We start from the raw sequence: 19,000 nt of genomic DNA, 5'->3' as shown, positions 1-19,000 counted from the left end.
TTAGCTATTCGTGGGCAAACCTTGATTACTCGTAAGCCAAAGCGTCGATCGGATCCTTGCTGGCCGCTTTAAGCGCCGGATAAATGGCGCCAAGTATTCCCCCGGCAAATGCAATCAGCGTCCCCCGCAGCCACCAGTCGGCAGTCACAAAGAACGGCAAGGTCGGAAAACGATAGGACATCCATGTTTTGATCAGCTGGGTCAGCAACATGCCCAAAGCAATCCCGCAGATCGAGATCAGCGCTGTTTCCCGCAGCACCACATTGACGATGTATCCCTTCGAGGCACCGAGCGATTTGAGCACGCCAATCTCTCGGGTGCGCTCCATGACCGCTGTATACATGGACTGGAAAATGACAAGAAAGCCGATAATTACCGCTATCCCGATGACCACATCCAGCGCGATGGTAAAAGCCGGAAGATGCTCCGGGGTCAGCATGGAGAGCTGTTCCGCCATGGTCTTCACCTGATAATCGGAAAGGCCGGGGGTCGCCACGATTTCTTTGCGAATGAGATCTTCATTGTTGGGGTCGTCGCTGCGCAGATAGAACAGCGAAGCGTTGTCCGGGTTATCCATCAGGCCGCCGAGGGTCCTGATTTGAAGAAACTTCCGGCCGCCTTTGCCATGTTCTACGATGCCGCAGATCCTGAATTCGTGGGTCAGGATGGTGATCATTTCGCCGACGTGATGGCCTTTGTCGGAGCGAGCGAAATAGTCGTCGACAATGACATCGTTCGGCCCCTGAAACGGCGTGCCGGAGATGAAGACAAAAGGCCGCAGGGCGTTGAAGCTGGCGTAGTCGATGCCCCAGATCGTCTCCAAGGAAGCTCCGGCCGTGAGGTTGACAATCACTGGCGCCGCGACCGCGACATGAGGCACCTTGCGCAGGACGTCGGCGATCTTCGCCGGAACCGGTGCTCCGCTGATGCCGGAAAGAAAGGTTGAGTTTGGCGGCTGGACGATCATATCGGCCCCGATACCGGTGGCCAGGCTTCGCGCGCCGTTGACTTGCCCGAGCATGATCGCAACGATGCAGAGGATCATAACGACCTCTATTGCGATGGCGAAGACACTGATAAAGGTCCGCAGAGGACGATGCAGCAAATTTCCGATGACCAGTCTATTCAACGCTTCCCGCTTTCATTTCAGGCTCTCTAGGAAGTGTAGCAAGCGGAAGACGTTCCATTGCGACACCGGCGCCCGCAGACGAACACATTCAGAGGCGAGAACCATGAACAATTCCGGGCCGCCAGCCGATATGGGAGGCTGAACAAACGAAATTCGGGATTTTATTTTGCCTTTCGGCCCGCAAAGTCGTACCTTATGCACAAATTGTGGTGCCGGAAGGAAGGTGCCGGGATCGTCAGGCGGTGCTAGAGACGGGCGAAGGAGCGGCAGAGCAACATTCTGACGCGAGATTCGGAACAGGATACGAGTATGGGACAGTTTGGCGAAGAACTACGCAGAGAGCGGGAGTCCCGCGGAGTTTCCCTGGAGTGCATCATCAACTCGACCAAGATTAGCGGTCGGCACCTTTCGGCGCTAGAGCGGGAGCAATTCGAGCAACTTCCCGGCGGCGTCTTCAACAAAGGTATCGTGCGCGGCTATGCCCGCGCTGTTGGCATCGATGAAGAGGCATGGATTCAACGCTTTATGTCCGCCTACAAGGAAAGCGGGCTGCTCAAAGCAGAGGACGGCGACTGGGTCGAGTTCGCGGAAAACGTGGTCAAGGGCCGGAAGTCCGAGGGAGACCGGCCGGCTGCGCGACTCCGCTGGGCTGGAGTTTTTCTTCTGCTGATGCTGATTGCCGGGTTGGGTTGGTTTGTTTACCACTTCGTGCGCGAAAGGATATCGGCAACAAATCCATCTGCCGGGTTCACGGTATTGGCTACAGTTGTCGCTCCTGATCTTCTGCCTTTTTCCTCGGGGGAATCCGCAAGCTTTTTCGCAAGGGACCAACTAGTCAGTCCTCGCCGGGGCAGTATTCTCCAATCCATTTCTGGATGATTTCTGCTGCTCGCCTGGTGTTCTCCTTTTGCCAAGGCAAGCCTGGTTTAGTACGATGGAATTATTATTATCCAGTACTGAATCCGGCATACCTGGCTCTTTCGGTGAGAGCGTCGGGCGCCAATCCAGCAGGAGGAAGTTTCCTTGTCTCAACGTGACAGATTCCTATTTACCTCCGAGTCGGTGACCGAGGGTCATCCCGACAAAATAGCCGATCAGATCTCCGATGCCATCCTTGATGCTTGCCTTGAGCAGGATGCTTATAGCCGCGTGGCCTGCGAAACTCTCACCGCTACCGGGCTGGTAGTCATAGCCGGCGAAATCACCACCAAGGCATACGTCGATTTCCAAGCCCTGGTTCGTGGCGTAGTTGCCTCGATCGGCTACGACAATGCCCTCTATGGTTTCGATTCGAATACCTGCGCCGTCATCTCCTCGATCAACAAGCAGTCCGGGGACATCGCCATGGGTGTGGATACCGGTGGCGCCGGCGATCAAGGCATGATGTTCGGCTATGCCACCAACGAGACGGCAGAACTGATGCCGACGCCCATTTCGCTCGCCCACAAGCTCACCGCCCGCTTGAGCGAGGTCCGTAAGAACGGCCAGCTTTCCTATCTTCGGCCGGACGGCAAGAGCCAAGTCACGGTTGAATACGATGCCAACAGCAAGCCAGTTCGTGTCGACGCCGTTGTCATCTCCACTCAGCATGCTGAGTACGTCGGCAACGAACAGCTGCGCGGTGAAATCCTCAAGCATGTCATCCAGGCGGTAATACCGGCCCATTTGCTTGACGAAGACACCAAATACCACATCAATCCCACCGGACGGTTTGTCATCGGCGGCCCCATGGGCGACACCGGTCTGACCGGGCGCAAGATCATTGTCGACACGTACGGCGGCATGGGCCGTCACGGCGGCGGCGCCTTCTCGGGCAAGGATCCGACAAAGGTCGACCGTTCCGCGGCCTACATGGCGCGCTATATTGCCAAGAACATCGTCGCTGCCGGGCTTGCCGAGCGCTGCGAGGTCCAGCTTGCCTACGCCATTGGCGTGGCCGAGCCAGTTAGCGTATTGGTGGACACCTTCGGAACCGGGACCGTCGATGCTTCGAAGCTGCAGGAGCTGGTGCGGTCCAACTTCAAGCTGACCCCGAAGGGAATCATCGAGGGCCTGGATCTCCGCAGACCGATTTACCGGAAGACTGCCGCTTATGGTCACTTCGGCCGTAGCGATAAGGACTTCACCTGGGAAGCGACCGACAAAGCGGAAGCACTCAAAGCTGGAGCCAACGCTGAAGCCGTCAAAGCCTAATTAGCTTCGTACCAGACCAAAGGGCCCGGGGGTATCTAACCCGGGTCTTTTTGCGTCCGGAAAGCGTCCGGAGGAGAACAACCATGAAGAAACAGACTGCCACCCGAAGATTCGGTGCCTTTGTAATTGGTGTCGCCGTCGTCGCAACCGCAACGATCTACAATTCCCACCGCGTCCAAGCAAATGATCGACAGACTAATGAAGACGCGCAGATACGGCGCGGTTATGAAATTGCGCCGGTTCCTCTTAACTTGAAAGGAAAGAACTGGAGGGCTGTAGGATTGGGCAGCTACCTGGTCAATGCGGTAGGGAGTTGCAACGATTGCCACTCTGCCAGTGTAGAAACCCAGTTTTTGCCTGGCGGCAATCCCTACTTCAATCAGCCTACAAAGATCAATCCAGCAACTTACCTCGGGGGCGGCAGAGACTTCGGCAAGCTCGAAGGGCCTGATTCTCCGGACATCATCTCGCGCAATCTGACCCCTGACAAGAGCGGACTACCAGAGGGCGGTCATACATTCGAACAGTTCCTTACCATCATGAGGACGGGTAAGGATTACGATCACCTGCATCCGAACTGCTCGTCGACTATCACGACCAATTGCCTCACTCCTCCGTTCGACGGCTCGCTGCTTCAGATCATGCCTTGGCCTACTTATCACGAGATGACCGATCATGACTTGCATGCCATCTACGATTATTTGAGCGCAGTGCCGTGTGTTGAGAGTTCTCCGGACCCCTCGAACCCGCTGCACAACGACTGCCCCACAGAGTGACCTTTCAGAGATGTCGCGCTGTTTACCCGGTAGAGTCGTGCGACAGAATCAAAATCCAAAGACCCTGGAGCAAAGGCTTCGGGGTCTTTTTCTCGCGCGTTTATGAAAAGTCTTTGCGAAGGTCCCCGGCCGCCTGAAGTATCGTGGGCGGGAGAATCAACCGCATCTATCAACCGGTGAATCATGGCTGCACCTCCCGCCGTTGACAGCATCCGCATTGCCCGGTCTCCGACGGAACTTCCTCTTTATCGATGCGGCGGATGGCCGCGTACCGTTCTTCTATTATGTGCAGCACATCCACCTTGTCCACGGAACGGCGCTGCTGCTCTCCATCGCCACCCACAGAAACTGGCGTCTTTTTATCGGTCCTCAAGCTCTGCTCGGAGATCGGCCCCCAACTGGGGATTCTCCCTGCCTGGTATTTACTGCTTGTGGATCGCCTTTGTGCTGCTGCTCCATCCCAGCTGCCTGTGGTTCAGCCGCCTGCGAGCCCGGCGGAAAGATTGGTGGCTTAGCTATCTGTGAGCCCCTTAGTCAGCCTCCCGTAATCCTTGAGACAACCTGTTTGTTCGCCCTGGTGTGCTGTTACTTTGGTCGACCGAAGAACAAGACGTAACCGTCCGGGTCGCTTATCTCGAAGCCGCGCAGACCGTCGTGGGTGTCCTGGAGCGGTTCACTGAATGTGGCGCCGCGATTGGCAAATTCGGCGGCCAACGCATCCGGATCTGGTGCGTAGACATAGGCATCCCACCGCAATTGGCGATGACGCATGTGGTTCGGTACTGGCAATACGTCTTTTTCGGCTTTGACGAAGAACTGAGCTCCATCGCGCCCGATTAGGGCGAAGAATGGATCTCGTTCCGGCTGCTGGAGCCTCGTCTCAAACCCGAGCCTGTCGCGGTAGAAGGTGATGGTTTGGTCGACATTGCTGACGATGAAGAATGGAGAGATGGATTGGATGAGAGGTCGGCTCATGAGCGTCGCTGTGCCAGCTGCGGATCGACCGCAGGATAGCAGCGACGAGTGTAACGGATACCGCCGCGCCCGTGCTACTGCCACACTGATTCGATGCGGAGCAGTGGTCAGTAATCGGACTTGGCGGCGGCCGCCCAGATTACTTTTTGTCGTTGCTACTTCTTATCGCTGCCTATAGACGGATATTTCTTCTTCACCGCAGCCTTGACCTTTGCTTTCTCAGCAGGTGTGCCAGATTGCGAGACACGAGCGAGGGCGTTTCTGGCGTGCGCTTCATTTTCGATCGGATATTTCCGTTTCTCTGGTTCGGCAAAGGACTTTGACGGAAGCTCTTTTCTCTCAGCACTGGATAGTTTGGCCATTTGTCACCTCGTCGGAAATCGAGATATCGAGCGGCGACTGCTTCCCTTGAGTTGCGGACGTCGCTGTTTTTTAGGATGCGCAAAGCCCCTCTGGCGACGAGCTGGAACAGTTATTCCGTGGTTATGTCGCTGAGGGTGTAGGCCGAATGAAGTTCCCACATCGGGCCACTCCTGTTCCTCGACGATTGGCTCCGCAATCATCAACGTCCGCCCGTTTGGTTACACTGAATGCGCTGCGCAGATCGGTGAATTCTAGTTCTCAAAGGAAGATTGCATGAAGGCAGCAAAAACAGTCGCTCTTGCCATCGTTCTCGTCGTGTCTCCGATGTATGCGGCGGACAAATATCCGCCACTCCCGGCAAGCGTGACAGCGGCCAAAACGGTATACATCGACAATCAGACGGGAAGTTCCCACATTACCGACAAAGCCTACGAAGCATTAAGTAAGTGGGGACGATTCAAAATCGTGAAGGAAGCAAAGGACGCCGATCTGGTCCTTCGGTTCACGGCAGACACCGCTGGCAGACCCACCCCTCCAGGCAACAATATCGATGTGTCCCCTACCCCTATCCTTCTATCTGTACGCGACCAAACTAATAATGAACTATGGTCTGTCTCTAAGAACAAGCCGTTTCATAGTCAAACCACTCTAGATGTCGATGAGTTTAAGAAACGAGTGGAAGAACAAGGGAAGGGTAAGTAAGGTTAGTGGCCTGAGGGCTATACTCGGCTTGGTTGAAGAAGGCCGGGAGATTTGATCCTCCCACCCAAGCCAACTGAGCGCTTGAATGGGCCGAGCGTCCCTGGGCGTGGTAGTTTCTTGGTATGGAGACATCGACCGAAGACTCGATCATTGTGAGAGACCCGGAGATACTGGGTGGGGTTCCGGTGTTTCGCGGAACTCGTGTTCCTTTTCAGGCGCTGCTGGATTACCTCGAAGGCGGTCAGCCGCTCAGCGAGTTTTTAGAAGACTTCCCTACGGTGAGCCATGAAGCGGCCATTGCCGCTTTGGAGTTGGCTAAGGCGTCCTTGGCCGGCCAGCTGCAATGAAGGTGTTGCTCGACGAGTGCGTTCCACGCAGATTTAAGAAGAGCCTGATCGGTCTGGACTGTCAGACCGTTCCGGGGGCTGGCTTTTCGGGCAAGAAGAATGGTGAGGATCCAGAGGAGTTGGTTGCGGGCCTTTCGGCCACTGACCCAGCCGCGTTCCTTGGCCCACTTAACCGATGTGGACGACCCGCCAATCTGGGTGATGCCACTAGGCGGCACGCTAATCTAGAGCTGGAATTCCGCAATTGCGTAGATATTCAAAGGTACCGTCGTAGAAGCACGGAGAGCGCGTCCTATCTGCCGTGCTGCCTCGCGGAACAAAGAGAACCATTCCTTGTCGGGCGCGCGTCAAGAGGACGCGATAGGCGTTCTTGAGGTAGAGTCGTCTGGACTCAACGCTGACCGACTGCCACTTTGTGCCCTTGAACGACTGACAGGCCCAGCCTGTACCCTTGTGATGAAAGTCTCCGTCCCAACATACTCCTGCCCAATCTAGTTCAAGACCCTGGACTACAAATTCGCTCGCTACATCCTCCAAATAGTAAGAAGATCGAACGTCACTACTAGAATTCAAGAACCAATTAGCCGGCTCTATATCTGCTTTGACAAAAATGCCTTCTGGCCTTAAGCGCAGCGCACCCGAAGATGCAACGAGCCCAAAGCGCTCAGTTCCCCGAGCATGGCTACGCAGCCAATTCCGTGCGGAACCCAGATCTCGAGTTAAGAAGATGGGGTAGTCTTTGTGAATTACCTCGTAGGTAGTTCTCGCATCATCAGACCGATTGTCTATCAAGTAGCCTACAAATTCAGAAAGAGACTCAGCCCGAAATGATCGCATAGAAACGGCAAGGTGAAGACGTTCGTCCTTGTGCACGCGCGGTGATGCCAAGAAAACATCAATATCTCCTTGATAACCGTACTCAGGGAGCACGATTCGCGGAGAAACGTAGACTTCCCAGCTTGGAAAGCGAACTTCAAGGGCGCTGATCCATTCGGATATTCCCGCCTCACCGGTGTTAATTTCCTGGCCACCGCCGATCAAGCAAACTACCGTGCACCAATCCGCATGCCTATTCATCACGCTCAGAAGGAATTCTGGCTCCGACATGTCGAAATTAGCTTGGCCACGCTTGCGTTGCATAAAGCTCGCTGCCTGCTCGCGGGTCCACGCACGTTGGGCTTCGTCGAAGACTACCACTTTCTCAGTCGGGATCGAATCGTTTCCCACATATTCATCTCGGAAATGACGGATATTCTGGATGAAGCTTCGAACCTCGCGCTCTGCTTCTTTCTTGGATATACCTTCGCGTTTCGCCTTGTCGCGCGTCAGAGCTTCTCTCAGAACCTCAACGAGGGGATCATTTCCAGAGAGAAAGACGGCATGCTCTTCGACATGTTCAAGGGAGCGTCGTGTCGCTAGATCTAATCCTGCTAATGTCTTTCCGGATCCCGGCACCCCAGTCACAAAGCAGATAGATTTTGACTTTTCTAGCCGCGATCGATCGATGACTGTGCTTACGCTAGTGTTAGTCTCGCGAAGATTGATCGCTCCTGCGTCGGATCGAGATATCTCAGTAACACTGTGGGTCCGATAAAGAACCTCTGCTGCCTCGACAATTGAGGGAGTGGGCTTGTAGCCTCGCGTCATCCATAGTTCAATATTCCAAGCTGGAAAGATTCGCCGAGCGCAAACAAAATCGATCAAAGGTCCAAGATCGTCTCGATTTGTTCCGACTGCAAAGGCTACAAGATCGTCTGCAAATCTGAGTTCCTGAAGCGGCTTTGACTCAGCCTTTGTAGAAACCAGGATAGGAACAATCGGAACATCGTGGCTACCTTCATGAAAGTTCTTGAGATCAAGGGCGTAGTCTTGTACTTGATCAAGAGCGTGTAAGCTATGCTCCTTAGCTCCGACTTTGAACTCAATCAAGAAGACGATGTTCCGTGCGATAAGAGCGGCGTCGACCCGCTTTCCCATTCTCGGTATGTATAGTTCTAGAAACACCCATCCGTCTGGATGCCCCGCAAACGCCGTCTTTAAGATCGGCAACTGCTCAAGCCAAGCCCAACGCTGTGACTCCTCCAATGCATGATGATGCGCGGACGTGAGGACACCGAGAATCCGCTCAACATCATCATCCAGAAAGCTAGGTACAGGTGCACGGTAGTAGGCCTTAATAGCCATTACAATCCTTACTGGTAGAGGATCTCTCATCTTCTCTACTCTGCCTGGTAACAGAATAGCCTTATTGCTGCGACCACACCGTGATCATGCGGTCATCCTTAACCGCAGATCCTTCGCTTTGCTCAGGATGACAAATTTGTGTTGATGAGCTTAGTTCCTAGAACAAAAAAGCCGTGGAGCTTTGCTCCACGGCTTTAGTTTTGCGCCAAAGGCGCGATTGCCTGGACGGCCAGTCCTACTCGGCGGCCATTTCTTCGGCTTCGCCTTCTTGGCGCATTAATTCGAGTTCGCGCTCGGCTTCTTCGAAGGCGGCGGTGACTTCTTGCTGCACCTTGGCCGCTGCCTCTTCGAGTTCGGGCGAGAGTTGGATGTTGCGGTAGTATTCCATGCCGGTTCCGGCAGGGATGAGACGACCGACGATGACGTTTTCCTTGAGGCCGCGGAGGTTATCGATGGCTCCGTTGATGGAGGCTTCGGTGAGTACCCTCGTGGTCTCCTGGAAGCTAGCGGCCGAGATGAAGCTGTCGGTCGAGAGCGAGGCCTTGGTGATGCCGAGCAGGAGCGGACGACCGACGCAAGGACGGCCTCCCTCAGCGATGACACGATCGTTTTCCTCGCGGAAGCGGAACTTGTCGACCTGCTGCTCGAGCAGGAAGCTGGTGTCGCCGACCTCTTCGATCTTCACCCAGCGAAGCATCTGGCGAACGATTGTCTCGATGTGCTTGTCGGAGATAGTGACGCCCTGGAGCCGGTAGACTTCCTGGATTTCATTGACCAGGTAGCCTTGCAGCTCCTTTTCACCGAGCACGGCGAGGATGTCATGCGGGTTCAGCGGACCATCCATAAGAGGTTCGCCGGCGCGCATGCGCTCACCTTCCTGCACGTTGATGTGGACGCCGCGCGGCACGGAGTATTCCTTCTCTTCTCCGTTGTCGGCGGTGACGTAGATCTTGCGCTGACCCTTCGAGACTTCGCCGAACTTGACCGTGCCATCGATCTCGCTGATGATCGCGGTTTCGCGGGGCTTGCGGGCCTCGAAGAGTTCGACGACGCGGGGCAGACCGCCGGTGATGTCCTTGGTGCGCGTGGTTTCGCGCGGGATCTTGGCAAGGATATCGCCAGGGAAGACCTCGTCGCCATCCTGGATCATGAGGTGCGAACGGGACGGCATGAGGTAACGCTTGTTGCCTTTGGCACCCTTGATGACGATGGCCGGCTGGCGCTTTTCGTCGGCGGCGTCGGAGACGACGAGACGGGAGAGGCCAGTGACTTCATCGACTTCTTCGTTAAGGGTGATGCCTTCCTGCAGGTCCTTGAACTGGATGGTCCCGCCGATTTCGGTGAGGATCGCGAAGGTGTACGGGTCCCACTCGGCCATGGCCTGGCCGAGCTTGACGGCGGCGCCGTCCTCGACCTTGAGCTTGGCTCCGTAGACAACCTGGTAGCGTTCCTTTTCGCGGCCACGATCATCGACGACGGCGATCGAACCCGACCGGTTCATGGCAACCAGATCGCCACCCTTGGAGCGGACGGTGACCATGTTGATGAAGCGGACGAAGCCGTTGTTCTTGGCGTCGAGCCTGGACTGTTCATTCACTCGCGATGCGGTACCGCCGATGTGGAAGGTACGCATGGTGAGCTGGGTTCCCGGCTCGCCGATCGACTGAGCGGCGATGACACCGACGGCTTCGCCGAGTTCGACGAGACGGCCGGAGGCGAGATTGCGTCCGTAGCAGAGCACGCAAACGCCGCGACGGGATTCGCAGGTAAGCACCGAGCGGATACGCACCTTTTCAATGCCGGCTGCCTGAATGGCGGAAGCAATGTCTTCGGTGATCTCCTGGTTGACCTCAACGATGACCTGACCCTCGAAGTCCTTGAGACGCTCGAGCGAGACGCGGCCGACGATGCGGTCGCGCAACGGTTCGATGATCTCGCCGGATTCGACGATCGGACCGACGTAGATGCCTTCGACGGTGCCGCAATCGGGCTCGGTGACGATGACGTCCTGCGCAACGTCGACGAGACGACGGGTCAGGTAGCCAGAGTCAGCAGTCTTCAATGCAGTATCGGCGAGGCCCTTACGCGCGCCGTGGGTCGAGATGAAGTATTGCAGCACGGTAAGGCCTTCGCGGAAATTCGCGGTGATCGGCTGCTCGATGATTTCGCCGGAAGGCTTGGCCATCAGGCCGCGCATGCCGGAGAGCTGACGAATCTGCTGCTTCGAACCACGAGCGCCGGAGTCGGCCATGATGTAGATCGGGTTCATGGCTCCCTCTTTGTCGGCGTTCTTCATGTTGTTGAACATCTCGTCGGCGACGCGTTCGGTGACCGCAGACCAGATCTGGATGACCTTGTTGTTGCGTTCGCCGTTGGTGATCGCGCCATCGAGATACTGCTGCTGGATGGCGATGACGGTCTTTTCCGCCTCACGGACGACGGTGTATTTCGAATCCGGAATGACCATGTCGTCGAGGCCCACCGACAAGCCGCTGCGGGTCGCGTAAGCGAAGCCGAGCTCCTTGATGCGGTCGAGCATCTTGACGGTCACCTCAAGACCGAGATTCAAGTAACAGTAGTTGACGAGCTGGCCGATGCCCTTCTTTTTGAGCAGGCCGTTGACGTACGGCATGCCGTCGGGAAGCGAATCGTTGAGGATCGCACGGCCAACCGTAGTGGTGATGTACTGCTTCTCATAGTGGACCGGCTCGGTATGGGTGAGGTCCTGATCGTCATAGGCGGTCGTCATGTCGAGCACCGGACCGGTATAGCGTAGGCGGATCGGCGTCAGCGTTTCGACTTCCTTGGCTTCAAGCGCCATCAGCACTTCTTCGGTGTTGGCGAAGACGCGGCCTTCTCCCTTGCCACCCTTCTTGACCTTGGTCAGATAGTAGAGACCGAGGACGAGATCCTGAGTGGGCACCGTGATCGGCTGACCGGATGCCGGCGAGAGGATGTTGTGCGAAGCGAGCATGAGTACGCTGGCTTCGACCTGGGCCTCGGGCGACAGCGGGATGTGGACTGCCATTTGATCGCCGTCGAAGTCGGCGTTGAAGGCGGTACAAACGAGCGGGTGGATCTTGATGGCCTTGCCTTCGACGAGCACCGGCTCAAACGCCTGGATGCCAAGGCGGTGAAGAGTCGGGGCACGGTTGAGCAGCACCGGGTGGTCCTTGATGACTTCTTCAAGGATGTCCCAGACAATCGGGTCCTGGAGCTCGACCAGTTCCTTAGCCTGCTTGATGGTCGTGCAGTGGCCGGTCTGTTCGAGACGGTGATAGATAAATGGCTTGAATAGCTCGAGCGCCATCTTCTTCGGAAGTCCGCACTGGTGGAGCTTGAGTTCCGGACCAACGACGATGACCGAGCGGCCGGAGTAGTCGACGCGCTTGCCGAGCAGGTTCTGACGGAAGCGGCCCTGCTTGCCCTTGAGGGTGTCGGAGAGCGACTTCAGCGGACGGTTGTTGGCGCCACGCAACACACGGCCGCGACGGCCGTTGTCGAAGAGAGCGTCGACGGCTTCCTGCAGCATGCGCTTTTCGTTGCGGACGATGACCTCAGGCGCATGGAGGTCCATGAGCTTCTTGAGGCGGTTGTTGCGGTTGATTACGCGACGATAGAGATCGTTCAGATCGGAGGTCGCGAAGCGGCCGCCATCGAGCGGTACCAGCGGGCGAAGCTCCGGCGGAATGACCGGGATCACGTCGAGGATCATCCACTGCGGCTTGTTGGTCGACTTGCGGAATGCCTCGGTGACCTTGAGACGCTTGGCGTATTTGAGGCGCTTCTGGAGCGAGGTTTCGACCTTCATCCGCTCGCGGAGTTCGATCGAGAGCTCGTCGACATTGACGCGCTTCAGCAGTTCCTTGATGGCCTCGGCGCCCATCATGCCCTTAAAGCCGCCGGGGCGGTATTGCTGATCGAGTTCGCGGAAGCGGACTTCGTCCTTGATGATCTCCCGCTCTTTCACCGGCGCATCGCCGGCGTCGACAACGACGTAGCTCTCGAAGTAAAGAACGCTTTCGAGATCGCGCAGCGAGATGTCGAGCAAGTGGCCGATACGGGACGGCAGTCCCTTGAAGAACCAGACGTGCGAGCAGGGCGAAGCCAACTCGATGTGGCCGAGACGCTCGCGGCGGACCTTGGAGAGAGTGACTTCAACACCGCACTTGTCGCAGATGACGCCGCGATGCTTCATGCGCTTGTACTTGCCGCAGAGGCATTCCCAGTCGGTGACCGGGCCAAAGATGCGGGCGCAGAAGAGTCCGTCACGCTCCGGCTTGAAGGTGCGGTAGTTGATGGTTTCGGGCTTGGTGACCTCGCCGTGCGACCAGCTGCGAATCTTTTCTGGGGATGCAAGGCTGATCTTGATAGCGTCGAAGTCGGTGATCGGGCTGGTGAGTTCGAATGGGCTGGAACGGTACAAGGCGACCCTCCTGGCGGCTAGCTCTTAGCTTCTAGCTATGAGCTCTTAGCTGCGTTTACTACTGTTTCTAAACTTGGCCGGGCATAGACAGCCTCGGTCTTCATCTTCAGGTTGCGCTTGGGACTCAAGCCCCATGCTTCCCTGTCGCTTTTGCCGCTCAGCTCCCAGCTAAAAACTGCGAGCTGTGCGGCTAAAGCAGTTTTAGTCGGCTGCTGCGATCGCAGGAACGGGCACGAGCACCTTCTTGCCATCGATCTGCTTGATGAGTTCCACATCGAGGCAGAGCGACTGCAGTTCGCGGATGAGCACGTTGAAGGACTCTGGTACGCCGGGTTCGATCGCCGCTTCGCCCTTGACGATGGCCTCATAGATCTTGGTACGGCCGTAAACGTCGTCGGACTTGGCAGTGAGCAACTCCTGCAGGATGTAGGCAGCGCCGTACGCTTCGAGCGCCCAGACTTCCATCTCGCCGAAGCGCTGGCCACCGAACTGCGCCTTGCCGCCCAGCGGCTGCTGGGTGATGAGCGAGTACGGTCCGATCGAGCGAGCGTGGATCTTGTCGTCGACCAGGTGCGAGAGCTTCAACATGTAGATGTAGCCGACGGTGACCGGCTGTTCGAACTGCTCACCGGTCATGCCGTCGAAGAGATGCGACTTGCCGGAGCTCGGCAGACCAGCCGAGGCCAGCAGCGCCTTGATCTCTTCTTCACGGGCACCGTCAAAGACCGCGGTGCCGAACCAGATGCCGCGCTTCATACCCTTGGTGACGCGAATCAACATGTCATCATCGAGGTCGAGAAGCAGCTGCAAGGTCGCGGTGCCGGCAAAGCCCTCTTTGACTGCTTCGCGAATGGCATTTGCTTCCTGATTTTTCTCGACGATCTCAGCAATCTTGACACCGAGTTCGTGAGCAGCCCAGCCGAGGTGAGTCTCGAGGATCTGACCAACGTTCATACGCGAAGGAACACCGAGCGGGTTGAGAACAATTTCGACCGGGGTGCCATCCGGCAGATACGGCATGTCCTCTTCCGGCAGGATGCGAGCGATGACGCCCTTGTTGCCGTGACGACCTGCCATCTTGTCACCAACCGAGAGCTTGCGCTTCATGGCGATGTAGACCTTGACCAGCTTGATGACGCCGGGGGCCAGTTCGTCGCCCTTCTGCAGCTTGGCGATGCGCTCGTTGGTGATCTTGCGAAGCACGTCGATCTGCCGCGAAGTCATCTCTTCGATCTCATCGATCTGCTCGTTGACTCGCGGATCCTTGTCGCTATAGCGGATGCGCTTCAGGTTCTTGGTCGAGATGCGCTCGATCGCGTCGCGGTCGAGGATCGCATCCTTCACCAGGAGACGCTTGTTGGTGCGCTCATCGTGAAGGTCGGCCAAGACCGTCTTGCCGCCGAGGATTGCATCGAGACGCTTCAGCCGCTCGTCGGTGAGGATTCGAATCTCATCGGCAAGGTTCTTCTCCAGCTTGGCAATTTGATCGGCTTCGATCATCTTGGCGCGCTCGTCCTTTTCCTGACCCTTGCGGGAGAAGATGCGGACATCGACCACGGTGCCTTCGATTCCCGGAGGGCAAGTCAGCGAGGCATCGCGAACGTCGCCGGCCTTTTCACCGAAGATCGCGCGCAACAGCTTCTCTTCCGGAGTCAGCTGAGTTTCGCCCTTAGGCGTCACCTTCCCGACCAGGATGTCGTTGTGCTTGATCTTGGCGCCGATGCGGATGATGCCGCTTTCGTCGAGATCGCGCAGCGCATTCTCAGAGACGTTGGGAATGTCGCGCGTGATCTCTTCCGGCCCGAGCTTGGTGTCGCGGGCTTCAATCTCGAACTCCTCGATGTGGACGGAGGTGTAATAGTCCTCACGTACCAGCTTCTCGGAGATCAGGATCGCGTCCTCGAAGTTGTAACCGCGCCAGGGCATGAAGCCGACGAGCACGTTGCGCCCGAGAGCGAGTTCGCCTTGTTCGGTGCAGGGACCGTCCGCAATGACTTGGCCCTTCACCACCCGGTCGCCGTGACGAACGATCGGCTTCTGGTTGATGCAGGTGTTCTGGTTGGAGCGCTTGAACTTGGTCAGCTGATAAATATCCGAACCAACTTCACGCGACAACTGCGTGGGGTGATGTTCGCCCTCGACGCGGATGATGATGCGCTCTGAATCGACCGAATCCACAAAGCCGTTACGGCGGGCAAGGATGACGGCGCCGGAGTCGCGGGCGGTCACACCTTCCATACCGGTCCCGACCAGCGGAGCCTCGGCGACGAGCAGCGGCACGGACTGACGCTGCATGTTCGCACCCATCAGTGCACGGTTCGCATCATCGTGCTCGAGGAACGGCACGAGCGAAGCGGCGACCGAGACGAGCTGCTTCGGGCTGACGTCGACATAATCGACCTCCGACCGATTGACGAGCACGAAGTTGCCGGTGCGGCGGGCATTGACCAGCTCTTCGGTGATCTTAAGGTTCTCGTCGAGTTCGATGTTGGCCTGAGCGATCGTGTGGCGATCCTCTTCCCATGCGGAAAGGTAGAAGGAGAAGGCTTCAACATCGAGGCCGCGCTTGCCTTCAGCCTTGAGCTTCTCATTGAGCTGACGGGCTTCGCCCTTTTCCAGGTGATCGCCGACGCGAAGGCCGCTCTCGCCGGCATTCGCGACCTGGACATAGTCGAGCACCTGACCGTCACGAACGCGGCGATAGGGCGACTCGATGAACCCGTACTCGTTAATGCGAGCGAAACACGACAGCGAGCTGATCAGACCGATGTTCGGACCTTCCGGGGTCTCGATCGGGCAGATACGGCCATAGTGGGTCGGGTGAACGTCGCGGACTTCGAAGCCTGCGCGTTCGCGGCTCAGACCGCCAGGCCCAAGGGCGGAGAGACGGCGCTTGTGCGTGATCTCCGACAGCGGGTTGGTCTGGTCCATAAACTGCGAAAGCTGCGAGGAACCGAAGAACTCGCGGATTGCGGCCATCACCGGCTTGGCGTTGATCAGGTCATGCGGCATGGCCGTCGACATTTCCTGATAGACGCTCATCTTTTCCTTGATGGCGCGCTCCATGCGGACGAGGCCGATACGGAACTGGTTCTCCATCAGCTCGCCGACGGCCCGAACGCGGCGGTTGCCAAGGTGATCGATGTCATCGACGACGCCGATGTTCTTGCGCAGCTTGAGCAGGTAGCGGATCGTCCCATAGAAATCTTCGGGAGTCAGAGTGCGCTTGTCGAGGCCACCGGCATCCTGGTTCTCATAGAGCTTGATGTTGAACTTCAGCCGGCCGACGCGGGAGAAGTCGTATTTGCGCGGATCGAAGAACATGCCTTCGAAAAGCGCCGTGGCTGTATCCAAAGTCGGCGGATCGCCGGGACGCAGCTTGCGGTAGATCTCGATCAGCGCCTCTTCCGGCTTGCGGACTGAGTCGCGGCGGAGGGTATTGGTGATGATGTTGCCCACATCGTCGCGCTCGGGGAAGAAGACCTCGATCGAGGTTACGCCGCTTTCCGTGATGCGGTGCAGGCGCTCGGAGGTCAGCTCGAGATTGGCTTCGACGATCACCTCGCCGGTGGTGGTATCGACCACGTCAGCAGCGGTGACGGCGGCGTCCAATTCGGAAGCTTCAACCTCGACGCTGGCCACCTTGGAGCGCAGGGCCTTGAGGATGCTGGGCGTAATCTTGCGGCCGGAGTGGGCGATTTCTTCGCCATTGATGACGACAGCGTGCGCCGGCTTCGCGCCAAGCAGGTGGGTCGGCTTGGTGGCGTCTTCGGAGATCCTCCAGTGCAGCTTGCCTTCCTGCACCGTGATGGTGTCAACGGTGTAGAAGGTCTTGAGGATTTCCTCATCAGTCTTCAGGCCGAGAGCACGCAGGAAGATGGTGCCCAGGAACTTGCGCTTACGGTCGATGCGGACGTAGAGCGTGTTCTTCTGATCGTACTCAAACTCGACCCACGACCCGCGGTATGGAATGATCTTGCCGAGGAAATAAGTCCGGTTGTTGGCGGTCTCAAAGAAGACGCCGGGCGAACGATGCAACTGCGAGACAATGACGCGCTCGGTGCCATTGACAATGAAGGTGCCGTTCTGGGTCATCAACGGAATGTCGCCGAAGAAAACCTCCTGCTCCTTGATATCCCGGATCGACTTGGCGCCGGTCTCCGCATCCTTGTCATAGATAGTCAGCCGGACCGTGACTTTCAGGGGAGCAGAGTAGGTCATGCCGCGCTCTTCGCATTCGGACTGGTCATACTTCAACTGCAGGCCAACCGGATCGCCGCACTTATTGCAGAAGTCAGGCGTGTTCTTGTTATAGGTGCCGCACTTGTGGCAAAGCACGTCGCCAGGGTGGAACGGGTCGGTGATGACCATGGCTCCGCAATGAACGCAAGTAGTACGAAGGTGGTGCAGACCTTTCAAATGGCCGCACTTACACTCCCAGTTGCCTATGGAGAAATCCACAAAGTCGAGTTGTGAGATATTGCGAAAGTCGGTGATGGGAAAAACCGAGGTGAAGACGGACTGAAGCCCATTGTCTTCGCGCTCGGAGGGCAGCTTGTCCATTTGTAGAAAGCGCTCATAGGAGCGGCGCTGGACTTCGATCAGGTTAGGAATCTGGATGGCAGTTGGGATTTTGGAAAAATCGAGACGGCTACGAAGGGCGCGATTCTCGTTCGGCATGCATCACTCCTATGGCCCGTAAACGCGAGGTTCCGGAGAACTGACCGGAAAAGGGAACCGCCGCCCGGGCCGCGCGGAGATCCATTGTTGTGGCGATACGCTCTAAGTGTCCCCATCCGCCTCGATCGAATGGAGACATAGCGCTTTCTACCGAGTAGTCAGCCTCGCAGATGGTGCATCCCGCGAGACAGACTACGTTTACTGCGACACTGGACGCTCACCCTGCCGCATCGAAGAGCGATGGGAGAGAAGACGCCGCTGATTAAAGATCAAAGTCACGCGATACTGCGAAGTATTCGAGCGGTCCGACCGCAAGCCTCGGCCACACTCACGACAGTTGCCGAATGTGTCGATAAACAAGCAAATCGCTCGCGGAGACAGGAAGTCTCGCGAGCGCCACATTCGACTTGTGCACTTTTCAATAACAGCTTGTCCGAATCCTGCCTGACGTCTGCGCCCCGTGCTGCTGGCGAGTGAAGGTCTTTAGCGGGCCGCCCACCCAGTAAAAACCTGGCGCCATTGCGCCGTGAAGACCGAAGAACTACTTTATGCCGATTAAAAAGACGACCATGCCAGCCAGAACGCACATCCGTTAGGATAGCGCGTTCTGGTTTGGCATGCAACTTGCCTTGTTGACAACCTTAGATTTTCGCAACAGCCATTACTTGATTTCGACGGTGGCCACGCCATCAAACTTCTTCTTGATGGTCTCAGCCTCTTCCTTGCTGATGTTTTCCTTCAACGGCTTAGGTGCTCCATCGACCAGATCCTTGGCTTCCTTCAATCCGAGCGAGGTCACTTCGCGGACGGCCTTGATGGTGCCAATCTTGTTCGCTCCGGCATCCTTAAGAATGACGGTGAACTCGGTCTGCTCTTCGACTGGCGCTGCCGCCGCCGCTCCACCCCCGCCGGCTACGGCGACCGGAGCCGCTGCTGCCGCGGAGACGCCGAGACGCTCCTCAAGCTTCTTGACCAGGGCCGCCGCGTCCAACAGGCTAAGCCCGACTAACTGATCTTCCAACTGCTGCAGATCCGCCATGATTCTCTCCACTACCTGAAATTTGTTCTTACCTGAAACCTGTCAATCCAACTTTGCCCATCGATCCGGAGAACTTCCGCGCTCCGGTTGCCGCATAGCCCTTTGAGGTTTCCGTTGTGCCCAGACCAGCACCCCTCATTGGTTTCCGCCGCGAAACTTCACTAAGCGGCCATACTGCGCCGCCAC

The 19,000-nt window shown here is 57.1% G+C and carries 13 protein-coding genes; 5 read left to right on the top strand and 8 right to left on the bottom strand.

The genetic code is table 11. The annotated features are described in order from the left end of the window. Positions 1 to 25: 25 nt before the first annotated feature. The gene (locus tag ACPOL_RS17495) at positions 26 to 1,129 is read right to left on the bottom strand and encodes an ABC transporter permease (RefSeq protein WP_114208197.1); all 1,104 of its coding nucleotides are present in this window, start codon (positions 1,127 to 1,129) and stop codon (positions 26 to 28) included. A 309-nt stretch (positions 1,130 to 1,438) separates the two neighbouring features. On the opposite strand from ACPOL_RS17495, the gene ACPOL_RS17490 reads away from it, so the two are divergent. From ACPOL_RS17490 to ACPOL_RS17480, 3 genes are all read left to right on the top strand, one after another. Further along, positions 1,439 to 2,008, top strand: a complete 570-nt coding sequence (locus ACPOL_RS17490) for a helix-turn-helix domain-containing protein (RefSeq protein WP_114208196.1) — start codon at positions 1,439 to 1,441, stop codon at positions 2,006 to 2,008. Positions 2,009 to 2,152: 144 nt separating this feature from the next. Then, positions 2,153 to 3,322, top strand: a complete 1,170-nt coding sequence (gene metK / locus ACPOL_RS17485; RefSeq protein WP_114208195.1) for a methionine adenosyltransferase — start codon at positions 2,153 to 2,155, stop codon at positions 3,320 to 3,322. A gap of 83 nt (positions 3,323 to 3,405) precedes the next feature. Continuing rightward, positions 3,406 to 4,098: a hypothetical protein gene (locus ACPOL_RS17480; RefSeq protein WP_114208194.1), complete on the top strand. Its 693-nt coding sequence runs from the start codon at positions 3,406 to 3,408 to the stop codon at positions 4,096 to 4,098. 181 nt (positions 4,099 to 4,279) lie between these two features. On the opposite strand, the gene ACPOL_RS33625 is transcribed toward ACPOL_RS17480, so the two are convergent. From ACPOL_RS33625 to ACPOL_RS17470, 3 genes are all read right to left on the bottom strand, one after another. After that, positions 4,280 to 4,471, bottom strand: a complete 192-nt coding sequence (locus ACPOL_RS33625; protein ID WP_161557421.1) for a hypothetical protein — start codon at positions 4,469 to 4,471, stop codon at positions 4,280 to 4,282. 212 nt (positions 4,472 to 4,683) lie between these two features. Then, the gene (locus ACPOL_RS17475; protein WP_114208193.1) at positions 4,684 to 5,073 is read right to left on the bottom strand and encodes a VOC family protein; all 390 of its coding nucleotides are present in this window, start codon (positions 5,071 to 5,073) and stop codon (positions 4,684 to 4,686) included. 155 nt (positions 5,074 to 5,228) lie between these two features. Then, positions 5,229 to 5,435, bottom strand: coding sequence for a DUF6582 domain-containing protein (locus tag ACPOL_RS17470; RefSeq protein WP_114208192.1), 207 nt, complete (start codon positions 5,433 to 5,435; stop codon positions 5,229 to 5,231). Positions 5,436 to 5,709: 274 nt separating this feature from the next. Between ACPOL_RS17470 and ACPOL_RS17465 the strand changes: the two genes are divergently transcribed. Next, positions 5,710 to 6,138, top strand: coding sequence for a hypothetical protein (locus ACPOL_RS17465; RefSeq protein WP_114208191.1), 429 nt, complete (start codon positions 5,710 to 5,712; stop codon positions 6,136 to 6,138). 122 nt (positions 6,139 to 6,260) lie between these two features. Continuing rightward, on the top strand, positions 6,261 to 6,485 hold the full coding sequence (locus ACPOL_RS17460; protein ID WP_114208190.1) for a DUF433 domain-containing protein: 225 nt from the start codon (positions 6,261 to 6,263) through the stop codon (positions 6,483 to 6,485). Between the two features lie 219 nt (positions 6,486 to 6,704). Here ACPOL_RS17460 and ACPOL_RS17455 read toward each other — a convergent pair whose 3' ends face one another. From ACPOL_RS17455 to rplL, 4 genes are all read right to left on the bottom strand, one after another. After that, a complete protein-coding gene (locus tag ACPOL_RS17455) occupies positions 6,705 to 8,414 on the bottom strand; it encodes a DUF2075 domain-containing protein (RefSeq protein ID WP_236656847.1) in 1,710 nt (569 codons plus the stop codon). A gap of 490 nt (positions 8,415 to 8,904) precedes the next feature. Further along, the gene (rpoC, locus tag ACPOL_RS17450) at positions 8,905 to 13,095 is read right to left on the bottom strand and encodes a DNA-directed RNA polymerase subunit beta' (protein WP_114208188.1); all 4,191 of its coding nucleotides are present in this window, start codon (positions 13,093 to 13,095) and stop codon (positions 8,905 to 8,907) included. Positions 13,096 to 13,296: 201 nt separating this feature from the next. After that, positions 13,297 to 17,775 (bottom strand): DNA-directed RNA polymerase subunit beta, encoded by a 4,479-nt coding sequence (rpoB, locus tag ACPOL_RS17445; protein ID WP_114208187.1) that lies wholly within the window; start codon positions 17,773 to 17,775, stop codon positions 13,297 to 13,299. A gap of 661 nt (positions 17,776 to 18,436) precedes the next feature. Continuing rightward, the gene (rplL, locus tag ACPOL_RS17440; protein ID WP_114208186.1) at positions 18,437 to 18,814 is read right to left on the bottom strand and encodes a 50S ribosomal protein L7/L12; all 378 of its coding nucleotides are present in this window, start codon (positions 18,812 to 18,814) and stop codon (positions 18,437 to 18,439) included. Between the last annotated feature and the right edge of the window lie 186 nt (positions 18,815 to 19,000).

The sequence above is a fragment of the Acidisarcina polymorpha genome (assembly GCF_003330725.1).
Lineage (GTDB): Bacteria > Acidobacteriota > Terriglobia > Terriglobales > Acidobacteriaceae > Acidisarcina > Acidisarcina polymorpha.
Note: the sequence above shows the minus strand (reverse complement) of the source record. Positions and strands in the feature narration are given on the sequence as shown.

Coding starts and splice junctions, on each gene's coding strand:
- ACPOL_RS17490 (WP_114208196.1), top strand. CDS start 1,439: ATGGGACAGTTTGGCGAAGAACTACGCAGAGAGCGGGAGTCCCGCGGA.
- ACPOL_RS17480 (WP_114208194.1), top strand. CDS start 3,406: ATGAAGAAACAGACTGCCACCCGAAGATTCGGTGCCTTTGTAATTGGT.
- ACPOL_RS17475 (WP_114208193.1), bottom strand. CDS start 5,073: ATGAGCCGACCTCTCATCCAATCCATCTCTCCATTCTTCATCGTCAGC.
- ACPOL_RS17470 (WP_114208192.1), bottom strand. CDS start 5,435: ATGGCCAAACTATCCAGTGCTGAGAGAAAAGAGCTTCCGTCAAAGTCC.
- ACPOL_RS17465 (WP_114208191.1), top strand. CDS start 5,710: ATGAAGGCAGCAAAAACAGTCGCTCTTGCCATCGTTCTCGTCGTGTCT.
- ACPOL_RS17460 (WP_114208190.1), top strand. CDS start 6,261: ATGGAGACATCGACCGAAGACTCGATCATTGTGAGAGACCCGGAGATA.
- rpoB (WP_114208187.1), bottom strand. CDS start 17,775: ATGCCGAACGAGAATCGCGCCCTTCGTAGCCGTCTCGATTTTTCCAAA.
- rplL (WP_114208186.1), bottom strand. CDS start 18,814: ATGGCGGATCTGCAGCAGTTGGAAGATCAGTTAGTCGGGCTTAGCCTG.